Annotated in this window: 17 protein-coding genes; 9 read left to right on the forward strand and 8 right to left on the reverse strand. The window is 70.8% G+C overall.

Annotated elements, in window-relative coordinates; genetic code table 11:
* Nucleotides 1-32 precede the first annotated feature (32 nt).
* Nucleotides 33-1,163 carry a non-hydrolyzing UDP-N-acetylglucosamine 2-epimerase gene (wecB, locus tag ACFFR3_RS35690; RefSeq protein ID WP_345393782.1) on the forward strand — a complete coding sequence of 377 codons (1,131 nt, stop codon included), beginning with the start codon at nucleotides 33-35 and terminating at the stop codon, nucleotides 1,161-1,163.
* A gap of 54 nt (nucleotides 1,164-1,217) precedes the next feature.
* Nucleotides 1,218-3,254: a glycosyltransferase family protein gene (locus tag ACFFR3_RS35695; protein ID WP_364368288.1), complete on the forward strand. Its 2,037-nt coding sequence runs from the start codon at nucleotides 1,218-1,220 to the stop codon at nucleotides 3,252-3,254.
* A gap of 39 nt (nucleotides 3,255-3,293) precedes the next feature.
* Here the strand turns inward: ACFFR3_RS35695 and ACFFR3_RS35700 are convergent, their stop codons facing one another.
* On the reverse strand, nucleotides 3,294-3,971 hold the full coding sequence (locus tag ACFFR3_RS35700; protein ID WP_364566471.1) for a hypothetical protein: 678 nt from the start codon (nucleotides 3,969-3,971) through the stop codon (nucleotides 3,294-3,296).
* 247 nt (nucleotides 3,972-4,218) lie between these two features.
* Between ACFFR3_RS35700 and ACFFR3_RS35705 the strand changes: the two genes are divergently transcribed.
* The 6 genes from ACFFR3_RS35705 to ACFFR3_RS35730 all read left to right on the forward strand — a co-directional run bounded on the left by ACFFR3_RS35705 (nucleotide 4,219) and on the right by ACFFR3_RS35730 (nucleotide 10,215).
* On the forward strand, nucleotides 4,219-5,754 hold the full coding sequence (locus ACFFR3_RS35705) for a hypothetical protein (protein ID WP_379484581.1): 1,536 nt from the start codon (nucleotides 4,219-4,221) through the stop codon (nucleotides 5,752-5,754).
* A complete protein-coding gene (locus ACFFR3_RS35710) occupies nucleotides 5,751-6,611 on the forward strand; it encodes a PrsW family intramembrane metalloprotease (RefSeq protein ID WP_345393770.1) in 861 nt (286 codons plus the stop codon). Before ACFFR3_RS35705 ends, ACFFR3_RS35710 begins: the two co-directional genes overlap by 4 nt.
* Before the next feature lie 164 nt (nucleotides 6,612-6,775).
* Nucleotides 6,776-8,887: a sensor histidine kinase gene (locus ACFFR3_RS35715; RefSeq protein ID WP_364368297.1), complete on the forward strand. Its 2,112-nt coding sequence runs from the start codon at nucleotides 6,776-6,778 to the stop codon at nucleotides 8,885-8,887.
* Complete coding sequence (locus ACFFR3_RS35720; protein WP_345393764.1) at nucleotides 8,884-9,291, forward strand: roadblock/LC7 domain-containing protein; 408 nt, start codon at nucleotides 8,884-8,886, stop codon at nucleotides 9,289-9,291. Before ACFFR3_RS35715 ends, ACFFR3_RS35720 begins: the two co-directional genes overlap by 4 nt.
* Nucleotides 9,288-9,662, forward strand: coding sequence for a DUF742 domain-containing protein (locus ACFFR3_RS35725; protein WP_345393761.1), 375 nt, complete (start codon nucleotides 9,288-9,290; stop codon nucleotides 9,660-9,662). The genes ACFFR3_RS35720 and ACFFR3_RS35725 overlap by 4 nt, the downstream gene beginning before the upstream one ends.
* Nucleotides 9,643-10,215, forward strand: coding sequence for a GTP-binding protein (locus tag ACFFR3_RS35730; RefSeq protein ID WP_345393758.1), 573 nt, complete (start codon nucleotides 9,643-9,645; stop codon nucleotides 10,213-10,215). Before ACFFR3_RS35725 ends, ACFFR3_RS35730 begins: the two co-directional genes overlap by 20 nt.
* Before the next feature lie 18 nt (nucleotides 10,216-10,233).
* Here the strand turns inward: ACFFR3_RS35730 and ACFFR3_RS35735 are convergent, their stop codons facing one another.
* The 7 genes from ACFFR3_RS35735 to ACFFR3_RS35765 form a co-directional block, all read right to left on the reverse strand.
* Nucleotides 10,234-10,608, reverse strand: coding sequence for a DUF742 domain-containing protein (locus ACFFR3_RS35735; protein WP_345393755.1), 375 nt, complete (start codon nucleotides 10,606-10,608; stop codon nucleotides 10,234-10,236).
* Nucleotides 10,605-12,857: a sensor histidine kinase gene (locus tag ACFFR3_RS35740; protein ID WP_364368302.1), complete on the reverse strand. Its 2,253-nt coding sequence runs from the start codon at nucleotides 12,855-12,857 to the stop codon at nucleotides 10,605-10,607. Before ACFFR3_RS35740 ends, ACFFR3_RS35735 begins: the two co-directional genes overlap by 4 nt.
* Nucleotides 12,858-12,913: 56 nt before the next feature.
* Nucleotides 12,914-13,594 (reverse strand): DUF998 domain-containing protein, encoded by a 681-nt coding sequence (locus ACFFR3_RS35745; RefSeq protein ID WP_379484582.1) that lies wholly within the window; start codon nucleotides 13,592-13,594, stop codon nucleotides 12,914-12,916.
* A gap of 616 nt (nucleotides 13,595-14,210) precedes the next feature.
* Nucleotides 14,211-15,626 (reverse strand): xylulokinase, encoded by a 1,416-nt coding sequence (locus ACFFR3_RS35750; RefSeq protein WP_379484583.1) that lies wholly within the window; start codon nucleotides 15,624-15,626, stop codon nucleotides 14,211-14,213.
* Complete coding sequence (gene xylA / locus ACFFR3_RS35755) at nucleotides 15,623-16,768, reverse strand: xylose isomerase (protein WP_345393743.1); 1,146 nt, start codon at nucleotides 16,766-16,768, stop codon at nucleotides 15,623-15,625. The genes ACFFR3_RS35750 and xylA overlap by 4 nt, the downstream gene beginning before the upstream one ends.
* Before the next feature lie 169 nt (nucleotides 16,769-16,937).
* Entirely contained in the window at nucleotides 16,938-17,126 is a 189-nt protein-coding gene (locus ACFFR3_RS35760) for a hypothetical protein (protein WP_138690643.1), read from the reverse strand.
* A 59-nt stretch (nucleotides 17,127-17,185) separates the two neighbouring features.
* Nucleotides 17,186-17,635, reverse strand: coding sequence for a MarR family winged helix-turn-helix transcriptional regulator (locus ACFFR3_RS35765; protein ID WP_345393739.1), 450 nt, complete (start codon nucleotides 17,633-17,635; stop codon nucleotides 17,186-17,188).
* A gap of 63 nt (nucleotides 17,636-17,698) precedes the next feature.
* On the opposite strand from ACFFR3_RS35765, the gene ACFFR3_RS35770 reads away from it, so the two are divergent.
* Nucleotides 17,699-18,208, forward strand: a complete 510-nt coding sequence (locus ACFFR3_RS35770; protein WP_345393736.1) for a VOC family protein — start codon at nucleotides 17,699-17,701, stop codon at nucleotides 18,206-18,208.
* Nucleotides 18,209-18,252 lie beyond the last annotated feature (44 nt).

Here is an 18,252-nt window from a genome sequence, read left to right on the forward strand (position 1 = left end):
TTTTTTCCCTTCCGCTATGAAAGGCGAGGTCAATGAGGGAGAACCCCCTGGTCCTGCACGTATTGGGTGCTCGTCCCAATTTCGTGAAAGCGGCCCCGGTGGTGCGGGCACTCGGCGAGCTCGGCGTGCGGCAGGGCATCATCCACACTGGTCAGCACTACGACGCGCTGATGTCCGACGTCTTCTTCGCCGACCTCGGGCTGCCCGAGCCGGTGGCCAATCTCGGCGTCGGCTCCGGCAGCCACGCCAAGCAGACGGCCGCGCTGCTCGTGGGCCTGGAGGAGGTCGTGCAGGAGCACGATCCCGACCTGGTCGTGGTCTACGGCGACGTGAACTCGACGCTGGCCGCCATCCTGGTCTGCGCCAAGCTGGGCGTACGGACCGCGCACGTCGAGGCGGGGCTGCGCTCCTACGACAGGGGCATGCCTGAAGAGGTCAACAGGGTCGTCACCGACGCGCTGGCCGACCTGCTGTTCGCGACCTCGCCCGAGGCGCTGGCGTACCTCGCGTCCGAGGGGATCCCGGCCGACAAGGTGCACCTGGTCGGCAACCCGATGATCGACAGTTTGTTCTCGGCGCTGCCGTCGCTCGACCCGGCCCCGATCGCGGCCAGGCTGGGCCTGCCCGAGCGTTACGCGGTGGCCACCCTGCACCGCCCGGCCAACGTGGACACCGCCGAGGCGGCCAAGGAGCTGGTGAACGCGGTGCTGGAGGTGTCGCGGCAGGTCCCCGTCGTGGTGCCGGTGCACCCGCGCGGCAAGGCGCGGCTGGCCGGCGCGGGCCTCGTGGACGGCGGGTCCGTCAAGGTCATCGACCCTCTTGGGTATGTGGACTTCCTCTCACTCGTCCGCGGCGCCGCGCTCGTCGTCACCGACTCGGGCGGCGTGCAGGAGGAGACGACCATGCTGGGCGTCCCGTGCCTGACGGTCCGGCCCAACACCGAGCGGCCGATCACGGTCACGCACGGCACGAACCGCCTGGTCACGCCCGCGCTGCTGCCGGTCGCCGCGGAGAAGGCGCTGGCCGACGGCGCCGCCACGCCGGCCGGTGAGCTGCCGGTGCTGTGGGACGGCAAGGCGGGGCCGCGCATCGCGACGGTGATCGCGGCGTGGTTGAAGGGGGACAACCTGGCTCCCGCATCTCAGGGCAAACGCCCCGAATAGCGGCCATACCCCCCGTAGTATGAATCACCTCCGCTGAGCGATAGGCGTACCACCATGGCCGAAACCCCCGAACAGCCCGCTTTCCAACGGCTCGGGCCCGTCAACTGGCTGCCCGAGGAGCGCAAGCTCATCGAGCGCTACGAGGCAGAGGTCAAGGAGCTGCGCAGGCGGCTGGAGATCGCCGAGGCGAAGGCCGCGTACGCGTCGTGGAAGCTGGAGGCGACCCAGGCCAAGCGCACGTTCAAGCTGGGTGAGGCCCTGGGGTCGAAGAAGCCGGCGAAGATCGTCGAGGCCGTGCGGTCGAAGGAGCGCGCCCCCAAGCCGCCGATGCCGGTGACCGAGGCCATCGAGCTGGCCGACAACCGGCCGCCCACGGTCGAGGTGCCGCCGGCGAAGTGGCCGAAGGGCCCGGTCAACCGGCCCGACCTGAAGGTCGCGGTGATCCTCGACGACTTCTCCAGGATGGCCTTCCGCTACGAGTGGGACCAGATCGAGTTCGGGCTCAAGGACTGGCCGGAGATCTTCGCCGAGAAGCGGCCCGACCTGCTGTTCTGCGAGTCGGCCTGGCACGGCAACCAGGGCCGCTGGCGCTACCAGATGACCGGCACGAACGCCCCCAAGGAGCCGCTGCGCGACCTGGTCGCCTGGTGCAGGCAGGAGGGCATCCCGACGGTCTTCTGGAACAAGGAGGACCCGCCGAACTTCGACTTCTTCATCGACACGGCCAAGCTCTTCGACTACGTGTTCACCTGCGACGGCGACATGCTGCCGAAGTACCGCGAGGTCCTGGGCCACGACCGGGTCGACGTGCTGCAGTTCGCCGCCCAGCCGCGCGTGCACAACCCGATCCAGCAGAACAAGGGCCGCCTGCACGACGTGGTCTTCGCCGGGATGTACTTCCGCGACAAGCACCCCGAGCGCCGCGAGCAGATGGAGACCGTGCTCGACCCGGTCAGGGAGCTCGGCCTGCACATCTTCGCCCGCAACGGCGAGGTGGACGAGAAGTACGCCTGGCCGGAGAAGTACCGGCCGCACATCGTGGGCGAGCTGCCCTACGACCAGATGCTGGCCGCGTACCGGATGTACAAGGTCTTCCTCAACGTCAACTCCGTGCTCGACTCGCCCACCATGTGCGCGCGGCGGGTCTTCGAGCTGTCGGCCTGCGCCACGCCCGTCGTCTCCGGATGGTCACGGGCCATCGAGGAGACGTTCGGCGACCTGATCCCCATCGCGCGGGAGCCGGTGGAGTCGTACAACCAGGTGCTGCACCTGATCAACAGCCCCGAACTGCGGGCCAGGATGGGGCACCTCGCGATGCGCGAGGTGTTCGACAAGCACCTGTTCTCCCACCGCGTGGACCAGATCCTGCAGAACCTCGGCCACCAGGTGACGCCGCGCTCGCGCTCGATCACCGTCGTGCTGCCCACCAACCGGGCCGCGCAGATCGAGCACGCCATCTCCTCGGTGGCCAAGCAGCGGCACCGGCCGCTCCAGCTCGTCATGGTGCTGCACGGCCTGGACATCGACCCCGTCGTGGTGGCCGACAAGGCGCGGATGGCCGGCGTCACCGACGTCGTCGTGCTGCCCGCCGACGCCTCGCTGACCCTCGGCGCCTGCCTCAACATGGGCATCGCCGCCGCCGAGGGCGAGCTGATCGCCAAGATGGACGACGACAACCTGTACGGCGAGCACTACCTGTCGGACCTGGTCAGGGCCTTCGACTACTCCGACGCCGAGCTGGCGGGCAAGGGCGCGCACTACGCGTACTTCGAGGGCTCCAACACGACCATGCTGCGGCTGCCCGGCCTTGAGCACCGCTATTCGTGGCTGGTGCAGGGCGGCTCGTTCCTCGGCAAGGCCGGCCTGTTCCGCTCGTATCCGTTCGCGGACATCACCAGGGGCGAGGACACCCATCTGGTACGCCGCCTCAAGGAGGACGGCGTCAAGATCTACTCGGCCGACCGGTTCAACTTCGTCTACTGGCGCAGCGCCGACACGAAGATGCACACCTGGCAGGCCGACCACATCAAGCTGACCAGGAACGCGCAGTTCTCCTTCGTCGGCCGCCCCGACGACCACGTGCTCATCTGAGGTCTCCCGGCGCGCGCCGGGAGATCCACAGGTGCGTTCTCAGCGGCTCGCCCTCGCGAGGTTCTGGTCGGCGAGGTTCGCGAGCTCGTACAGGCCCTTGGGCTTGACCTGCTGGCCGACCACGAGCATCGACATGATCGTGGTGCCGCGCCTGATCATCACCGAGCCGATCTGCGCGTTCTGCTTGCCGCCCGCCGCCGTCGTCAGGTAGGCCCGCGACTGGTCGCCCTTGGCGGGCATGTCGAGCGTGCGCGTCTTGTACGTCACCGGCGTGCCCCCGACGTCGGCCGTGTAGGAGGCGCACTTCTCGGGCAGCGCGGCGGGGAAGTCGGGCTTCGGCAGCGACACCACGGCCTGGCTGATCGAGCCGCGCTCGGCGGAGAAGGCGATCACCGCGGCGGGCGACTTGGCGACGTCGGTCTTGGCCGCGTCGAGCTGGGCCGCGCCCGCGCACTCCGGGTGCTGCAGCTTGGCCTGGCGGACCGCCTCCAGGCCCTGCTGGGTGGACTTGAGCGAGCCGAAAGCGCCGGTCTCAGGGCCGTACGCGACGCTCATGCCCTTGGGTACGGGCAGCAGCGCAGCGCGCAACCTGTCGGTCTCGGCCGCCGACGGCGCGGACGGCGCCGAGGCGGCCGGGGCCGCCGGCTTGTCCTCGGTGGCGGAACATCCGGCCAGGACGAGAGTGCCCAGAAATATGCCGGAAACTGCTTGACGCATGGGTTCTCCATTTCACTCCAGCGGCATTGTGGAAACGTTAGAGGAAGCGACGGCTGAGGGGCCGTACAACGTCGCTATTCGCGGTTATGGCGGCTTCGGGAGCGATTTACCGTTCGCCCGGCCCAGCGGGCTCTACCTCGGCTTATGTGCCGCAAAACGACATCAGCCGTATTGGGCTGGGCAAAATGTTCGCCGATGTGCTGCGCGTCTCTGTGCGGCTTTTCTCCGGCCTGCTGATGATCGCGGCATGAGCCTGACCCCGCGCGATCTCGGTATGGATGTGCCCATTTCCCGCCGCGACTTCTTCGACGGGATCGCCGTCTCCTGCGTGGCCGGCGCCTCCGCCGCTTCAACCACCGGGCCCATTGCCGGGCCCGTCAGAACCGCCGCAGAGCCCGCGACGGCGCCCGCCGCCCTCACTGTGCTCGGAGACACCGGTGAGGCGCTCAGCGTGCCGCACGCGCTGCGGGACGGACGGTTCTGGGAGCACGCGGGCGCCCCGGCGCCGACGGGGGAGCACTACGGGCTGGTCGTCGTCGGGGCCGGACGCAGCGGGCTGAGCGCCGCCGCCGAGTGGTCGCGGCGGCGGCCGCACGACCGCGTGCTCGTCCTCGACAACCACCCCGAGGGCGGGGCAGGGCGGGAGCGGCTGCGCAGGGGCGCCGCGTTCGACGCCGTGATGTGCGACAAGGAGAGCTTCGGCGCCGACACGCTCGTCACGCTCGCCTCCCCCGGCTGGATCGACCGGCTGCCCGTCGCCGAGCAGGCGCGCGCGGACCTGCGCACCCTGTACGACGCCCCGCCCGACTGGTTGCCGGGACTGTCGCCGGAGGCCAAGGAGGAGCGGCTGGCGGGGCTGACGTACTCGGCGTTCCTGCGCGAGATGTGCGGGGCGCACCCCGACGCCGAACGGTTCCTGCGGACCATGTCCGCGCCCGAGTGGGGCTACGACACCCGGGCGTTCGGCGCCATCGACGCCTGGGGGACCGGCTACCCGGGCTTCGCCGGGCTGGGGCTCGACCGGTCGCGGCCGTCCCGGTACAACTCGGCGGCCGTACGCGCGGAGTGGCACGGCCCCGCCCCCGAGCCCGCCCCGCCCGCGGCGGGGCACGTGCGGTGGTCGAGCCCGGTCGTGTCCGTGCGCGACGGGGCCGGTGCGGCGACCGTCGGCTACTTCGACGGGCACCGGGTGCGCACGGTCGAGGCCGGGGCCGTCGTCCTGGCCTGCTGGAGCGCGGCCGTGCCCTACCTCGTGCCCGATCTGCCCGAGGAGCGGCGGCGGGCGCTGAGCCGGGCCGTACGCGTGCCGCTGCTGCGGGCCGAGGTGCGGCTGAGCGACCCGGCGGCGTGGCGGCGGCTCGGCGTGCGCCGGGTGCGGTGGACCGGCGCGTACTGGTGCGCCGCCGAGTTCGCGGCTCCCGACCTGGTGCGGCTGCTGGCCACGCCGTGCCGGTCGGAGCTGGGGCCGGACGCGGGCTCGGCGGCCGGGCGGCGCGAGTTGTTCAGGACGCCGTACGAGGTGCTGGAGCACACCGTACGCGACCAGCTCGCCCGGCTGCTCGGGCCGGCCGGCTTCGACCCGGGACGCGGCGTCGCGGCGATCACCGTGCACCGCTGGGGACACGCGCTGGCGCCGCAGTACTGCCGGCCCTGGCACCCGTTCCATCCGGACGGCCCGTCACCGGCGGACGCGGCGCGCGGGCGCTTCGGCCGGATCGCGATCGCGGGATCCGACGCGGGCGACGGAGCCGCCGTCCTGGCCGTCGAGGAGTTGTCCCGATGAAGAGGCTGTGGCTGCGGATCTTCCTGACCGGGCTCGTGCTGTGGCTGGCGACCGTGGTGGTCACCGGCTGGACGGGCAACTCGAACCTGGTGCCGACGGTGGTGCTGTTCGGCAGCTTCCTGGTGCCGGTGACGTTCGTGGTGTGGGCGTACGGGCGGGGGCGCTCGCCGGCCGTCACCGTGGAGCTGCTGTTCCAGGCGTTCGTGATCGGCGGCGTGCTGGGCGTGCTCGGCGCCTCGCTGCTGGAGAGCTGGCTCATCCGGCCTTCGCTGCTCATGTACGTCCTGGTCGGCCTCATCGAGGAGGGCGTCAAGCTGGCGGCGCTGGTGTTCGTCACCCGGCGCGTCGCCAGGCGCTCGATCAAGGACGGCGTGGTGCTGGGCGCGACCGTGGGCTTCGGCTTCGCCGCGTTCGAGAGCGCCGGCTACGCCTTCAACGCGCTGTTCACCTCCGAGGGCCTGTCGCTGAGCCAGCTCGTCGAGACCGAGGTGCTGCGCGGCATCCTCACCCCGGTCGGCCACGGCCTGTGGACGGCGATCGCGGGCGGCGTGCTGTTCGCCGCGCGGGGCCGGCTGTCGGCGCCTGTCGTGCTGACCTACCTCGGGGTCTCGCTGCTGCACGCGCTGTGGGACTCGATGAGCGCGATCGCCATCGCGATCACGCTCGTGCTGACGGGCCGTCCCTGGCAGTTCGAGCTGCTCCGCATCGGCCGGGTGCCGCACGTGTCGGCGTGGCAGGTGCACGTGTACACGCTGCTCAACTGGGTGGGACTCATCGTGATCTCGCTGGTGGCGCTCGGGTGGTTGTGGGGTGTGGTGTCCGCAGGACGCCGCGAGAGGGAGATCTTGTCCCAATAATCACGGTAATGAACGTCTTCCCCCCACTGCGCCGGAAGCATAATCGGTGCTAGTCTCCTGTGCGATCTTCCGGAGGTGTATTTACACAAGGTGTGGAAATGCCCCCGACTCGAGGTTGGGACATGGGCTCGCGAAACCGGTCAATTCGGTTCAAGATCTTCTTATTGCTGCTGCTACCCCTCCTGTCTCTGAGCGCGCTCTGGGGTTTCGTCCTCAACCTCACCATGGGCGACGCCCAGTTACTGCTCCGCGCTAACACCCTTTACGACACCATCGGCGTCGCATCCACCGACCTGGGAACACAGCTGCAGGCCGAGCGCGTGCGCTCCGCCGAGACGGTTACAACGCGTCAGCTCGGCGAGGTGCTCGGCGCCCAGCGCGCCCGCACCGACCGGTCCGTCGCCGAGTTCAGGCAGGCCGTCGCCGACGCGGGCGGCGCGGCCGACGGCGCGCTCCGCCGGCCGCTCGACACCCTCGACAGGTCGCTCGGCAACCTCGGCGCCATCAGGGCGAACATCGACAACGGCAGCGCCTCGCCGCTGTCCGGGCTCAACGCCTACAACCGCATGCTCGACGCGCTCTTCGCCGTCTACGACCACCTGATCGCCGTCCCCGACCTGCCGCTCTACCAGCAGGCGGCGTCGCTGCAGGCCATGGGCATGGCCAGGGAGTACATCGCCAGGGAGCACGCGCTCATCGTCGGCGCGCTCGGCGGGCAGCGGCTCACCGAGGACGAGACCACCGCCTTCACCGAGTACGCCGCCTCCAGGAAGTTCATGCACGCCCGCGGCCTCGCCGGGCTCGACGTGGCGCTGCGCCGGCCGTACGAGCAGATCTTCGCCACCGAGCCCTACCTCAGCTTCGCCACGCTCGAAGACCGCGTGATCAAGACCGGCGCGCCACCCACCGACCCCTCCGCCTGGCACGAGACCGTCGACAAACTGGCTTCCCGCCTCGACGACCTCAACACCGCCTCCACCGCCACCCTCACCACCCGCGCCTCCGACGCGGCCGCCTCCACGGTCGTCAGGATCTCCCTCGCCGGCGGCCTCGGGTTGATCGCCGTGCTCGCGTCGATCATCATCTCTGTACGCTTCGGTCGTCGCCTCGCAGGAGAGCTGGCCGGGCTGCGCGCCGCCGCGGTCGAGCTGGCACAGCAGCGGCTGCCCGCCATCGTGGCGCGGCTGCGCAAGGGTGAGGACGTCGACGTGCGGAAGGAGGCCAAGGCGATCAAGGTGAGCGGTTCCGCTGAGATCACCGACGTGGCCAGGGCCTTCGGTTCCGTGCAGCGCACCGCCGTCACGGCGGCGGTCGGCCAGGCCGCGCTGCGGCGCGGGGTCGGCCAGGTCTTCCTCAACCTCGCCCGCCGCAAGCAGGGCCTGCTGCACCGCCAGCTCGCGCTGCTCGACGGCATGCAGCGGCGTACGCACGACCCCGACAGGCTCGAAGAGCTGTTCCGCCTCGACCACCTGACCACCCGCATGCGCCGGCACGCCGAGAGCCTCATCGTGCTCTCCGGCGCCGCGCCGGGACGGGCCTGGCGCAAGCCGGTGCCGGTCATCGACATCGTCAGGGCCGCGGTCGCCGAGGTCGAGGACTACACCCGCGTCTCCGTCGAGACCATGCCCGCGGGCGCCGTCGAGGGCACCGTCGCCGCCGACCTCACCCACCTCGTCGCCGAGCTGGTCGAGAACGCCACCATCTACTCGCCGCCCGACACCACCGTCCAGGTGCGCGGCGACCTCGTCAGCAACGGCTACGCCATCGAGGTCGAGGACCGCGGCCTGGGCCTGACGGCCACCGAGTACGAGCGCATCAACGCGCTGCTGTCCAGGCCGCCCGAGTTCGACCTGGCCGACAGCGACAGGCTCGGCCTGTTCGTGGTGGCCAGGCTGGCCGAGCGGCACGGGATCAACGTGCTGCTGCGCCGCTCGCCCTTCGGCGGCACCACCGCGATCGTGCTGGTGCCGCGGTCGGTCGTCACCGAGCAGACCGCGCAGGAGGCGGCGGGCGGCGACGGCAAGGCCGAGCTGCCCAGCCGTACGAGGAAGAAGGCGCTGGCCGTCGTGACCTCCGGCACCCACGCCGGGCTGCCACGACGGGTGCGCCAGGCCAACCTGGCCCCGCAACTCAAGGAACCACCGCCGGAGCAGGAGCGGCAGGAAGAACGCTCTCCCGACGAGGTACGCGACCTGTTCTCCGCCTTCCAGCGGGGGACCCAACGCGCCCGAGAAGAAGCTCCTGAGGAGGGGCCCATGACCAAGGGGGATGCATGACTGCGCCGACCACCAACACCGGTGAGCTCAACTGGCTGCTCGACGACCTGGCCACCAGGGTCGCCGCGGTACGCCAGGCGGTGATCCTGTCGACCGACGGCCTGGCCGTGGGCTATTCCAAGGGCCTGAAGCGCGAGGACGCCGAGCACCTGTCGGCCGTGGCCGCCGGGTTCCAGAGCCTGGCCAGGGGCACCGGCCGGCACTTCGGCGGCGGCGACGTGCGCCAGACCATCGTGGAGATGGAGTCGGCGTTCCTGTTCGTCACCGCGGCCGGCCAGGGCACCTGCCTGGCCGTCATCGCCGAGGCGAACGTGGACGTCGGCCAGATCGCCTACGAGATGGCGATGCTGGTCAAGCGGGTGGGCCAGCACATCACCACCAACCCGCGCGCTGGAGCGTCATGAGCGACAGCCCGCAGTGGTTCGATGAGGAGGCGGGCCCTGTCGTCCGCCCCTATGCTCTGATTCGCGGCAGGACGCGGTCGTCGGGCGACGCGTTCGACCTCGTGGCCATCGTGCGTGCCGTCGCCGATCCCGAAGGGGAGCCCGGCGACGACCTCGGCCCCGAACAGCAGCAGATCCTGCGGGCGGCGCGCAACCCGATCTCGGTGGCCGACCTGGCCGTCGAGCTCGACCTGCCCGTCGGTGTCATCCGGGTCCTGCTGGGTGACATGCGTGACCACGGCCTCATCTCGGTGACGTCGCCCTCCGCAGGAGGGTCGCGGTCGAATGAGCGCATTCTCAAGGAAGTGATCAATGGACTCCGTGCTCTCTGAGGACCCCGTCGCGCTCAAGATCCTGGTCGCGGGCGGGTTCGGCGTCGGCAAGACCACCCTGGTCGGGTCGATCAGCGAGATCAAGCCGCTGCGCACGGAAGAGGTGCTCTCCGACCGCGGGATCGGCATCGACGACCTCGACGGCGTCGAGGGCAAGAACACCACCACCGTCGCGATGGACTTCGGCCGCATCACGATCCGCGAAGGACTGGTCGTCTACCTGTTCGGCACGCCGGGGCAGGAGCGGTTCTGGTTCATGTGGGACGAGCTGTCCTACGGCGCGCTGGGCGCGGTCGTGATCGCCGACACCAGGCGGCTGACCGACTGCTTCCCGTCCGTCGACTACTTCGAGCAGCGCGGCACGCCCTTCGTGGTGGCCGTCAACTGCTTCGACGGCGCCGAGCAGCACACCGTGGACGACGTGCGCATCGCGCTCGACCTCGACGACGACGTCCCCGTCATGCTCTGCGACGTGCGACGGCGGACCTCGGCCAAGGAGGTCATGATCACGCTGGTCGAGCACTCCCTGCGGACGCTCACCTCGGCGAACTAGCCGCCCTGGGCCCTTCCCCTAAAGGGCCCGCAAGCCGTTGATCACCTCGCGGAGCAGGCTCTCCGACGGGGTGGCGGCCTTGTCGCGCGGCGGGCGCACGGTCACCAGGTTGTGCTCCAGCAGGTCGCCGAGCAGCACCCGGACGACGCCGACGGGCAGCCCGAGATCCGACGCGACCTCGGCGACCGGCTTGTTGTGCCCTGACACGACGTTCAGCAGCCGGCGGTGCTGAGCGCTCAGCTCGGCCTTGGCCGGGGCGGGCATCCCCGTCAGCACGACGGTCGCCAGCAAGTCGACCTCGGCGGAGGCGGGCCTGGTGCGTCCGCGCGCGACCGCGTACGGCCGCACGACGGGCCCCGCCTCCTCGTCAACCCACTCGTGCTCGCGGCTCACGATCGAGATCCCCCATCCTGCTCGCTTTCCTGCCGGCCGCGCTGCCAGCCCGACTGGAGCGAGGAGAGCAGCGCCCTCGCCTCCTCCGGCGAGCGCTCCTCGACGGCCGGCGCCGGGCCCTGAGCCGGTCCCAGCGCCTGTCCCTGGGTGGTGCCGGGCTCAGGAGCCTGGCGCAGCCGCTGCGGCCGCGCCGTGGCCCGCTCACGGCGCGGCAGCTGCCGCGGCGGCGGGTCGTCCTGAGGCGGCGCCTGCTTCGGCAGCATCGCGCCGCCGTTGCGCTTGCTCGTACGGACCCTGCGCGGCAGCTCGCCGGGCCCCGTGGTGTCCGTCCTGACCACCGACACCGCGACCGGCTCGAACTCGGGATGCTGCGGCTGCGTCATCGGCTCGACCAGCGTGGCCGGCACGAGCACGATGGCCGTGGTGCCCCCGTACGGTGACTGCTTGAGCGTCACCTTCACCCCGTGCCTGGCGGCCAGCATGCCGACCACCGCGAAGCCGAGCCGCTCGGTCTGCGCGGGGTCGAACTCCGGCGGGCTGGCCAGGCGGGCGTTGATGGCCCTGCGGGTGGCCTCATCCATGCCGAGCCCGCGGTCCTCGATCTCGACGGCGAAGCCCCTGCCGACCATCTCGCCGTGCACCGAGACCTCGTTGTTCGGCGAGGAGAACGTGGTGGCGTTCTCGATCAGCTCGGCGAACAGGTGCATCAGGTCCGCCACCGCCGCGCCCGACAGGCCGCACTCGGGCATCGGGTAGACGCGGACCCGCGTGTACTCCTCGACCTGGGCGGCGGCGCCGCTGAGCACGTCCTCCATCGGGATGACGCCGCGCCACCTGCGGCCCGCCGCGCCGCCCGACAGCAGCACCAGGCCCTCGGCGTGGCGGCGCATGCGGGTGGTGAGGTGGTCGAGCCTGAACAGCCGCTCCAGCGCCTCCGGCTCCTCCGTCTGGCGCTGCATGTCGTCCAGCAGCCTGAGCTGGCGCTGCAGCAGCGACTGGCTGCGCCGGGCGAGGTTGCGCAGCGCCTCGGCGACGCCCTCGCGCATCCTGGCCTGCTCGACCGCGGCGTCCACCGCGGTGCTCTGCACGCTGTCGAACGCCGCCGCGAGGTCCCTGACCTCGCTGGTCGCCTTCTCGCTGACCGTGATCGGCGGCGCCTCGGTCGCGATGTCCACCTGGTCCCCCTTGCGGAGCTTGGTGACCACGTCAGGCAGCCTGATCTCCGCAAGGTCCAGCGCCGTACGCCGCAGCGCGCCCAGCTCCCGGGTGAGCCGGCGGCCGACCTTCACCGAGATGACGATCGAGAACACCACCGCGATCAGGCCCAGCGCGCCCGCGACCGCGGCCCTGGTCACGACCGCGACGCCGGCCGGCTCCATCCTGGACAGCAGCTTGTCGCCGGTGCGCGAGATCGCCTCGCGGTATTCCCTCTGCACCTGCTCGGAGATGCCGCGCCACAGGTCGAGGTCCATGGGCTGGCCGTTGATGTACGCCTCCAGGAGGTTCTCCATGGTGACGTAGCGGGAGCTGTAGTACAGCTTCTCGAACGGGGCGCGCAGCTCGGTGTCGAGGTTGGCCAGGGCCTTCGGGAACTCGTACGTCCTGGCCCCGTCGATGCCCGCCAGGATGTGCACGTCCATCATGCTCGCCTTGCCCTTCGAGGCGATGACCAGGGCGTTCTCCCTGGACAGCAGCTCGCGGGCCTGGTCGGCGGCGATCAGGCCCTGGGCCTGCAGGGCGAGCTGCAGGTCGGTGCTGACCGTGAGGCGGGAGTACAGCAGGTGGATCTCGTCGGAGATCCTGGCGTACTCGGTGACCAGGGTGCTCGAGGTGAGCCGGCGCTCGTCCAGCTTGCGGCGGATCTCCGGCAGCCGGTCGATCGTCTCGAAGACGGTGCCGAGCTGGGTCTTCATGTCCTGCGTCAGCGCCGACTGCGTGTCCTCCGACATGGCCGCCTGGCGCAGAAGCTTGCCGGCCTCGTCCACCTTGGCGCGGGCCTGGGCGATGGTGTCCTCGTCGCCGCCCGTGCCGGCGAGGCGCTCGGCAGAGGCGAGCCGTTCCGTCTGGAGCTCGGAGACCAGCCGGTCGGCGTTGTTGATCACACCCGTCCAGATCGTCTCGACCTTGAGCAGGTTGAGCGCCTCTCCCGACGTGGTGCTCGCGGCGAAGCCCCAGAGCGCGACCAGGGAGACCAAAGGGATGACGAGCAGCGTCGAGATCTTGAATCTGATGGATCTGCCCGATGCCATGACACCTGCTCCCGGATAGAAGATCGCGGGAGAGAATAGCATCGAAACAGATGGTTTTAAGATCGACTAGCGATAAATCTGTGATATGTCGGGAAATTTATGGCCTTGCGGCTGGGGCCGCGCTGCCACGCCAGCCGCACCAGCCAGCCCGCCAGCACCGCGAGCAGCGCCACCTCCGCGCCCAGCAGCAGCCGCTCCACCAGACCGATCATCACCCGCTCGCCCGGCAGCGCCACGTACGTGATCGCCAGCAGCCCGAAGCCCCCGGCCAGCGACACCCACTCCACGGCCCGCGCCACGGGCTTCCAGGCGGCGTCCTGGCCCAGCCTGGGCACCAGCAGCGCGCCCGCCGCCGGGAGGCTCACGAAGGCCGCCACGGACACGTAGCGGTGGATCTGCGCCGCCAGGTCGAGGTCCTGGCCGATGGGTGTGGTCGGGATGACCGCAGCCACCATCAGGGCTCCCGACCACACCATCAGCAACCGCTCGGGCCACCCCCGCACGGGCGCCCCCGACGCCCGCAGGCCCAGCAGCAGCGCCAGCGACCCGATGCCCAGCACCGCCATCGCGACCTCCGTGACGCCCCCGCGGTCGGACACGGCGTACTCGCTGATGGTGACGTTCAAGGGGTCGAGCTGCGGATCGGGGACGAGCTGCCCCACCACCACGGCCACCACCGAGAACAGGATCGATGCACAGGCGATCCAGGGCGCCAGCCTTCTCACTGCTGCGGTCATGCCAGAACTCTCCCGCGACGGGGTGCGGACCCACATCCGGCTACACCCCCGACCCACCCCTGACCCGACCCCGAGACCCCGCCCCTACCGCCTTCGTCCGCCCCCGTAGGGCCCCGACCCTCCATGCTGCGAAGACACCCTCAGAGGGCAGGAACACCCGACCTCCCCCGGTGAGGCAACCAGGTCACTCCACCCCACAATCCCCCTAGGGGACCCAACCCCACCCACGCAAACCTCCCCGCCGTGGGACGGTGCCGTCCTTTGGGGCAGGCAGGGGGCCCGTCTTCGCCATCCTTGCCCGCCGCCCGGGGTGCCGTCCCTTGAGGGAAAGGGCAGGCGGCCCGTCTTCACCACCCTTTGCCCGCCACCCGGAGTGCCGTCCTGAGGGGGGAGGGCAGGAGGCTCGTCTTCGGCGCCCTTGCCCGCTGCCGGGGGTGCTGTTCTTGTGAGGGGTGCTGGGGGCTTGCGCCGCGGCCGAGCTCTTCCTTCGAACGGACGGCACCCCCGGCGGCGGGAAAGGTGATGCCGGGGAAGGGTGCCTCGCCCCTCCCGCAGAAAGGACGGCACCCCCGGCGGTGGGGAAGGGCCGAGGCCGGGGGTGCTGGGGGTGAGTCCCCTAGTCGAGGATGTGGGTGGTGGCGCGGTGGTAGCGGGCGCGGAGGGAGGGGAGCGGGTCCCCCGTGTACGTCTCCGCGTCCCCCGAGCGCCAGTCCGGCGACGTGGTGACCAGCGTGGCCGCCTGGTACGCGGCGCCGTCGGCGACGTACTCGGCGGGCGGCGGGACGCTGATCGGGAGCCCGAAGACGGTGGGGGCGATGCGGCGGACGGCTTCTGAGCGGGCCGCGCCGCCGATGAGCAGCACCCGTTCGGCCTGCATCGACAGCGCGTCGAGCGCGTCGGCGAGCCCGCACAGCATGCCCTCGATGGCGGCCCGCGCGAGGTGGGCGGGAGTGGAGGTGGCGAGCGTGAGCCCGTGGACGGACCCGGTGGCGGTGGGCCGGTTGGGCGTCCGCTCGCCCTCCAGGTACGGCACCAGCGTCAGCCCGTCGGCCCCGGGAGGCGCCTGGAGGGCGAGAGCGCTGAGTTCGTCGAGCCCGACGCCGGCGATGCGGGCGGCGGCGTCCATGACGCGGGCGGCGTTGAGCGTGCAGACGAGCGGCAGGAACCGCCCGGTGGCGTCGGCGAACCCGGCGACGAGCCCCGCGGGGTCGGCGCTGGGCGTCTCGGCGACCGCGAACACGGTGCCGGAGGTGCCGAGCGAGACGACGACGTCACCGGATCGGGCGCCGACGCCGAGCGCCGCCGCCATGTTGTCGCCGGTGCCGGGCCCGACCAGGATGGGCCCGTCGTTGGCGGGCTCGACGGGCCCGAGCACGCGCGGCAGCAGCGGCACGGTGCCGAGCGCCGCCTTGAGCAGGTCCGTACGGTAGGAGCCGGACGCGGGCGACCAGTAGCCGGTGCCGGAGGCGTCACCCCGGTCGGTGACGAGCCGGTCGAGCGGAGGGGTGGGCGCGTCGGCCCAGGCCGCGACGGAGAACGGCCCGCTTTCGAGCGCCCCGAGCAGCCGCCAGGTGAGCCAGTCGTGCGGCAGGCACACGGCGGCGGTGCAGGCCACGTTGGCGGGCTCGTTCTCGGCGAGCCAGCGCAGCTTGGTGACGGTGAACGAGGCCACCGGCACGGATCCGACGGCGTCGGCCCACGCCTGCGGCCCGCCCTGCTCGGTGATCAGGTCGGTGGCGGCCTGCGCGGAGCGGGTGTCGTTCCACAGCAGGGCCTCGCGTACGACCTCGCCGGACTCGTCGAGGCAGACCATGCCGTGCTGTTGACCGCCCACGCTGATGGCGGCCACGCCGTCCAGCCCGCCGGCCTCCTCGATGGCCTGCAACAGCGCCGTCCACCAGTGGGACGGGTGTACTTCCGTGCCGGTGGGGTGGGGTGCGCGGCCCTGCCGCACCAGCTCACCGGTCTCCGCGTCTCGAATGACGACCTTGCAACTCTGCGTGGAGGAATCGACCCCTGCGACCAGCGTCACCCACGAACTCCTAACAAGTGCTCCAGCGCAAGCTGGTTGAGATGCGTGAAATGGTATCCGCGGGCGGCGGCCGCCTCGGGATCGAAGTCGTCGTCCGCGAGATCGGCCAGCGTCTCGCCGCGGTTGAGCGTGGGCAGGCCGAGCTCGTCGACACGAGATGCGCGCATCGCCTCCCGCACCTCCGGATCAGCCCTGAAGTTCCGTGCTTTCTCCCGAAGTATGAGGTATGTCCGCATATTAGCGGCGGCCGAGGCCCAGACGTCAGCGTGGTCCTCCGTACGCAGCGGCTTGTAGTCGAAGTGCCGGGGACCGTCGTAGCCGCCGTGTTCGAGCAGGTCGACCAGGAAGAACGCGCTCATCACGGCGCCGTGCCCGAAGACCAGGTCCTGGTCGAAGCGGGGCCCGTGCTGCCCGTTGAGGTCGATGTGGAACAGCTTGCCCTGCCACAGCGCCTGGGCGACGCCGTGGACGAAGTTGAGGCCGGCCATCTGCTCGTGGCCCACCTCCGGGTTGAGCCCCACCATCTCCGGGTGCTCCAGCTGGGAGATGAACCCCAGCGCGTGCCCGATGGTCGGGAGCAGGATGTCGCCCCTGGGCTCGTTGGGCTTGGGCTCGATCGCGAAGCGCAGGTCGTAGCCGCGCTCGCGGACGTAGCCGCACAGCAGGTCGAGGGCCTCCTTGTAGCGCCCGAGCGCCGCGCGCACGTCTTTCGCGGCGTCGGACTCGGCGCCTTCGCGCCCGCCCCAGCACACGTACGTGGTGGCGCCGAGCGAGGCGGCCAGGTCGATGTTCCTGGTGACCTTGCGCAGGGCGTAACGCCGTACGTCGCGGTCGTTGCTGGTGAAGGCGCCGTCGCGGAAGACGGGGTGGGTGAACAGGTTGGTGGTGGCCATGGGCACTTTCATGCCGGTCTCGGCAAGCGCTTTCCGGAAGGCCGCGATCGCCCGTTCGCGATCGGGATCGACGGCGAGCAGGTCGTCGTCGTGGAAGGTGACGCCGTAGGCCCCCAGCTCGGCCAGGCGATGCACGCTCTCGACGGGATCGAGGGGCGCCCGTACGGCGTCCCCGAACGGATCGCGCGCCTGCCAGCCGACCGTCCACAGACCGAACGTGAATCGATCGTCAGGGGTTGGCTCGTACATGGTTCGATGCTCCCCCGGTGATCAGTTGTGCACAACCATGCCGGGCACAATCGCACGATCTCGGGCCCGCCACCGGACGCCCCGCCGCCCCTGAGACCCTCAGAGCCCTTCAGAGACCCTCAGAGCCCTTCAGAGACCCTCAGAGCCCTTCAGAGACCCTCAGGGACCCTCAGAGACCGGAGGGATCGCGCCCCACGCTGATCTCCTCGGCGATCTTGCGGATCTCCGTCACCTCGAGGCCGGGAGCCTTGGGCAGGTGGCGCAGCAAAGCGTCCATCACCACGGGGACAGGCTGGCCGGCGAACCGGCCGGCGATCCCATGAACCGCCCTGAACAGCGCCTCTTCGGTGTCGTGCATCGGCCTCTCCTCGGTCGGGTACCCGGCAACGCTACGGCCTCCGTCCGACACTTCGCGCCCTAAGACTCCAGCGTGTTCCGGACCGTGGCGCAAATCTCGTCCAGCCGGCGCACCTGCTCGGGCGTCAGCGCGTCGAACAGGCTGCGGCGCACCTCCTCGACGTGGCCAGGGGCGGCGGCGGCCAGCACGGCGTACCCCTCGTCGGTGAGCACGGCGAAGCTGCTGCGGCGGTCGGACGGGCACGGCTCGCGGCGCACCCACCCGCGCTCCTCCAGCCGCCGTACGGCGTGCGACAGGCGGCTCTGCGAGCTCTGGGCCCTGGCCGCCAGCTCGCTCATGCGCATCGCCCGTCCGGGCGCCTCGGAGAGCGCCACGAGGATCACGTAGTAGGCGTGCGGCATGCCCGCGTCGCGCTGGAGCTGCCGGTCGAGCGCCTCGTTGACGAGCTGGGTCGCGGCCAGGAAGTTGCGCCAGGCGCGTTGCTCGTCCTCATCCAGCCATCGGGTCACGCTCCCAATTTAGTTGAACTCTCATATACTTGATGATCGGGACTCCGTCGAAAGGGGCGAACCATGCCGGTCCAGCGGCTCAACCACGCCGTCCTCTACGTGCGCGACGTGGAGGAGAGCGTCGCCTTCTACCGCGAGGCGCTCGGTTTCGACGTCGTCATGAGCATGCGCGGCGCCGCGTTCCTCCAGGCGCCCGGCTCGTCCAACGACCACGACCTGGGCCTGTTCCAGATCGGCGCGGACGCCGCCCCCTCGCCCGCCGGGCGCACCTCCGTCGGCCTCTACCACCTGGCCTGGGAGGTCGACACGCTGGAGGAGCTCGAACGCGTCAGGGCCAAGCTGGCGGAGCTGGGCGCGCTGGTCGGCGCGTCCGACCACAGCACCACCAAGGCCCTCTACGCGCGCGACCCCGACGGGCTCGAGTTCGAGGTGTCGTGGCTGGTGCCCGCCGCGCTGCTCACCGAGGAGACGCTGGCCGGGCGCACCCGGGTCCGCCCCCTCGACCTGGACGCCGACAAGCAGCGGTACGGCGCTCAGACCAGGGGCGGCGTGGGCGTGTCGATCCCCGCCTGACGTACCGTGGAGGTATAAGCCCTCTGGTCCCACGGAGAACCGGC

This window comes from Nonomuraea salmonea (genome assembly GCF_042428605.1).
GTDB lineage: Bacteria > Actinomycetota > Actinomycetes > Streptosporangiales > Streptosporangiaceae > Nonomuraea > Nonomuraea salmonea.

Excerpts from the sequence above, each read along its gene's own strand:
- ACFFR3_RS35760 (WP_138690643.1), bottom strand. The coding sequence starts at position 17,126 with ATGCACGACACCGAAGAGGCGCTGTTCAGGGCGGTTCATGGGATCGCC.
- ACFFR3_RS35700 (WP_364566471.1), bottom strand. The coding sequence starts at position 3,971 with ATGCGTCAAGCAGTTTCCGGCATATTTCTGGGCACTCTCGTCCTGGCC.
- ACFFR3_RS35740 (WP_364368302.1), bottom strand. The coding sequence starts at position 12,857 with ATGGCATCGGGCAGATCCATCAGATTCAAGATCTCGACGCTGCTCGTC.
- ACFFR3_RS35705 (WP_379484581.1), top strand. The coding sequence starts at position 4,219 with ATGAGCCTGACCCCGCGCGATCTCGGTATGGATGTGCCCATTTCCCGC.
- xylA (WP_345393743.1), bottom strand. The coding sequence starts at position 16,768 with ATGTACGAGCCAACCCCTGACGATCGATTCACGTTCGGTCTGTGGACG.
- ACFFR3_RS35770 (WP_345393736.1), top strand. The coding sequence starts at position 17,699 with ATGCCGGTCCAGCGGCTCAACCACGCCGTCCTCTACGTGCGCGACGTG.
- ACFFR3_RS35745 (WP_379484582.1), bottom strand. The coding sequence starts at position 13,594 with ATGACCGCAGCAGTGAGAAGGCTGGCGCCCTGGATCGCCTGTGCATCG.
- ACFFR3_RS35710 (WP_345393770.1), top strand. The coding sequence starts at position 5,751 with ATGAAGAGGCTGTGGCTGCGGATCTTCCTGACCGGGCTCGTGCTGTGG.
- ACFFR3_RS35725 (WP_345393761.1), top strand. The coding sequence starts at position 9,288 with ATGAGCGACAGCCCGCAGTGGTTCGATGAGGAGGCGGGCCCTGTCGTC.
- ACFFR3_RS35730 (WP_345393758.1), top strand. The coding sequence starts at position 9,643 with ATGGACTCCGTGCTCTCTGAGGACCCCGTCGCGCTCAAGATCCTGGTC.
- wecB (WP_345393782.1), top strand. The coding sequence starts at position 33 with ATGAGGGAGAACCCCCTGGTCCTGCACGTATTGGGTGCTCGTCCCAAT.
- ACFFR3_RS35720 (WP_345393764.1), top strand. The coding sequence starts at position 8,884 with ATGACTGCGCCGACCACCAACACCGGTGAGCTCAACTGGCTGCTCGAC.
- ACFFR3_RS35695 (WP_364368288.1), top strand. The coding sequence starts at position 1,218 with ATGGCCGAAACCCCCGAACAGCCCGCTTTCCAACGGCTCGGGCCCGTC.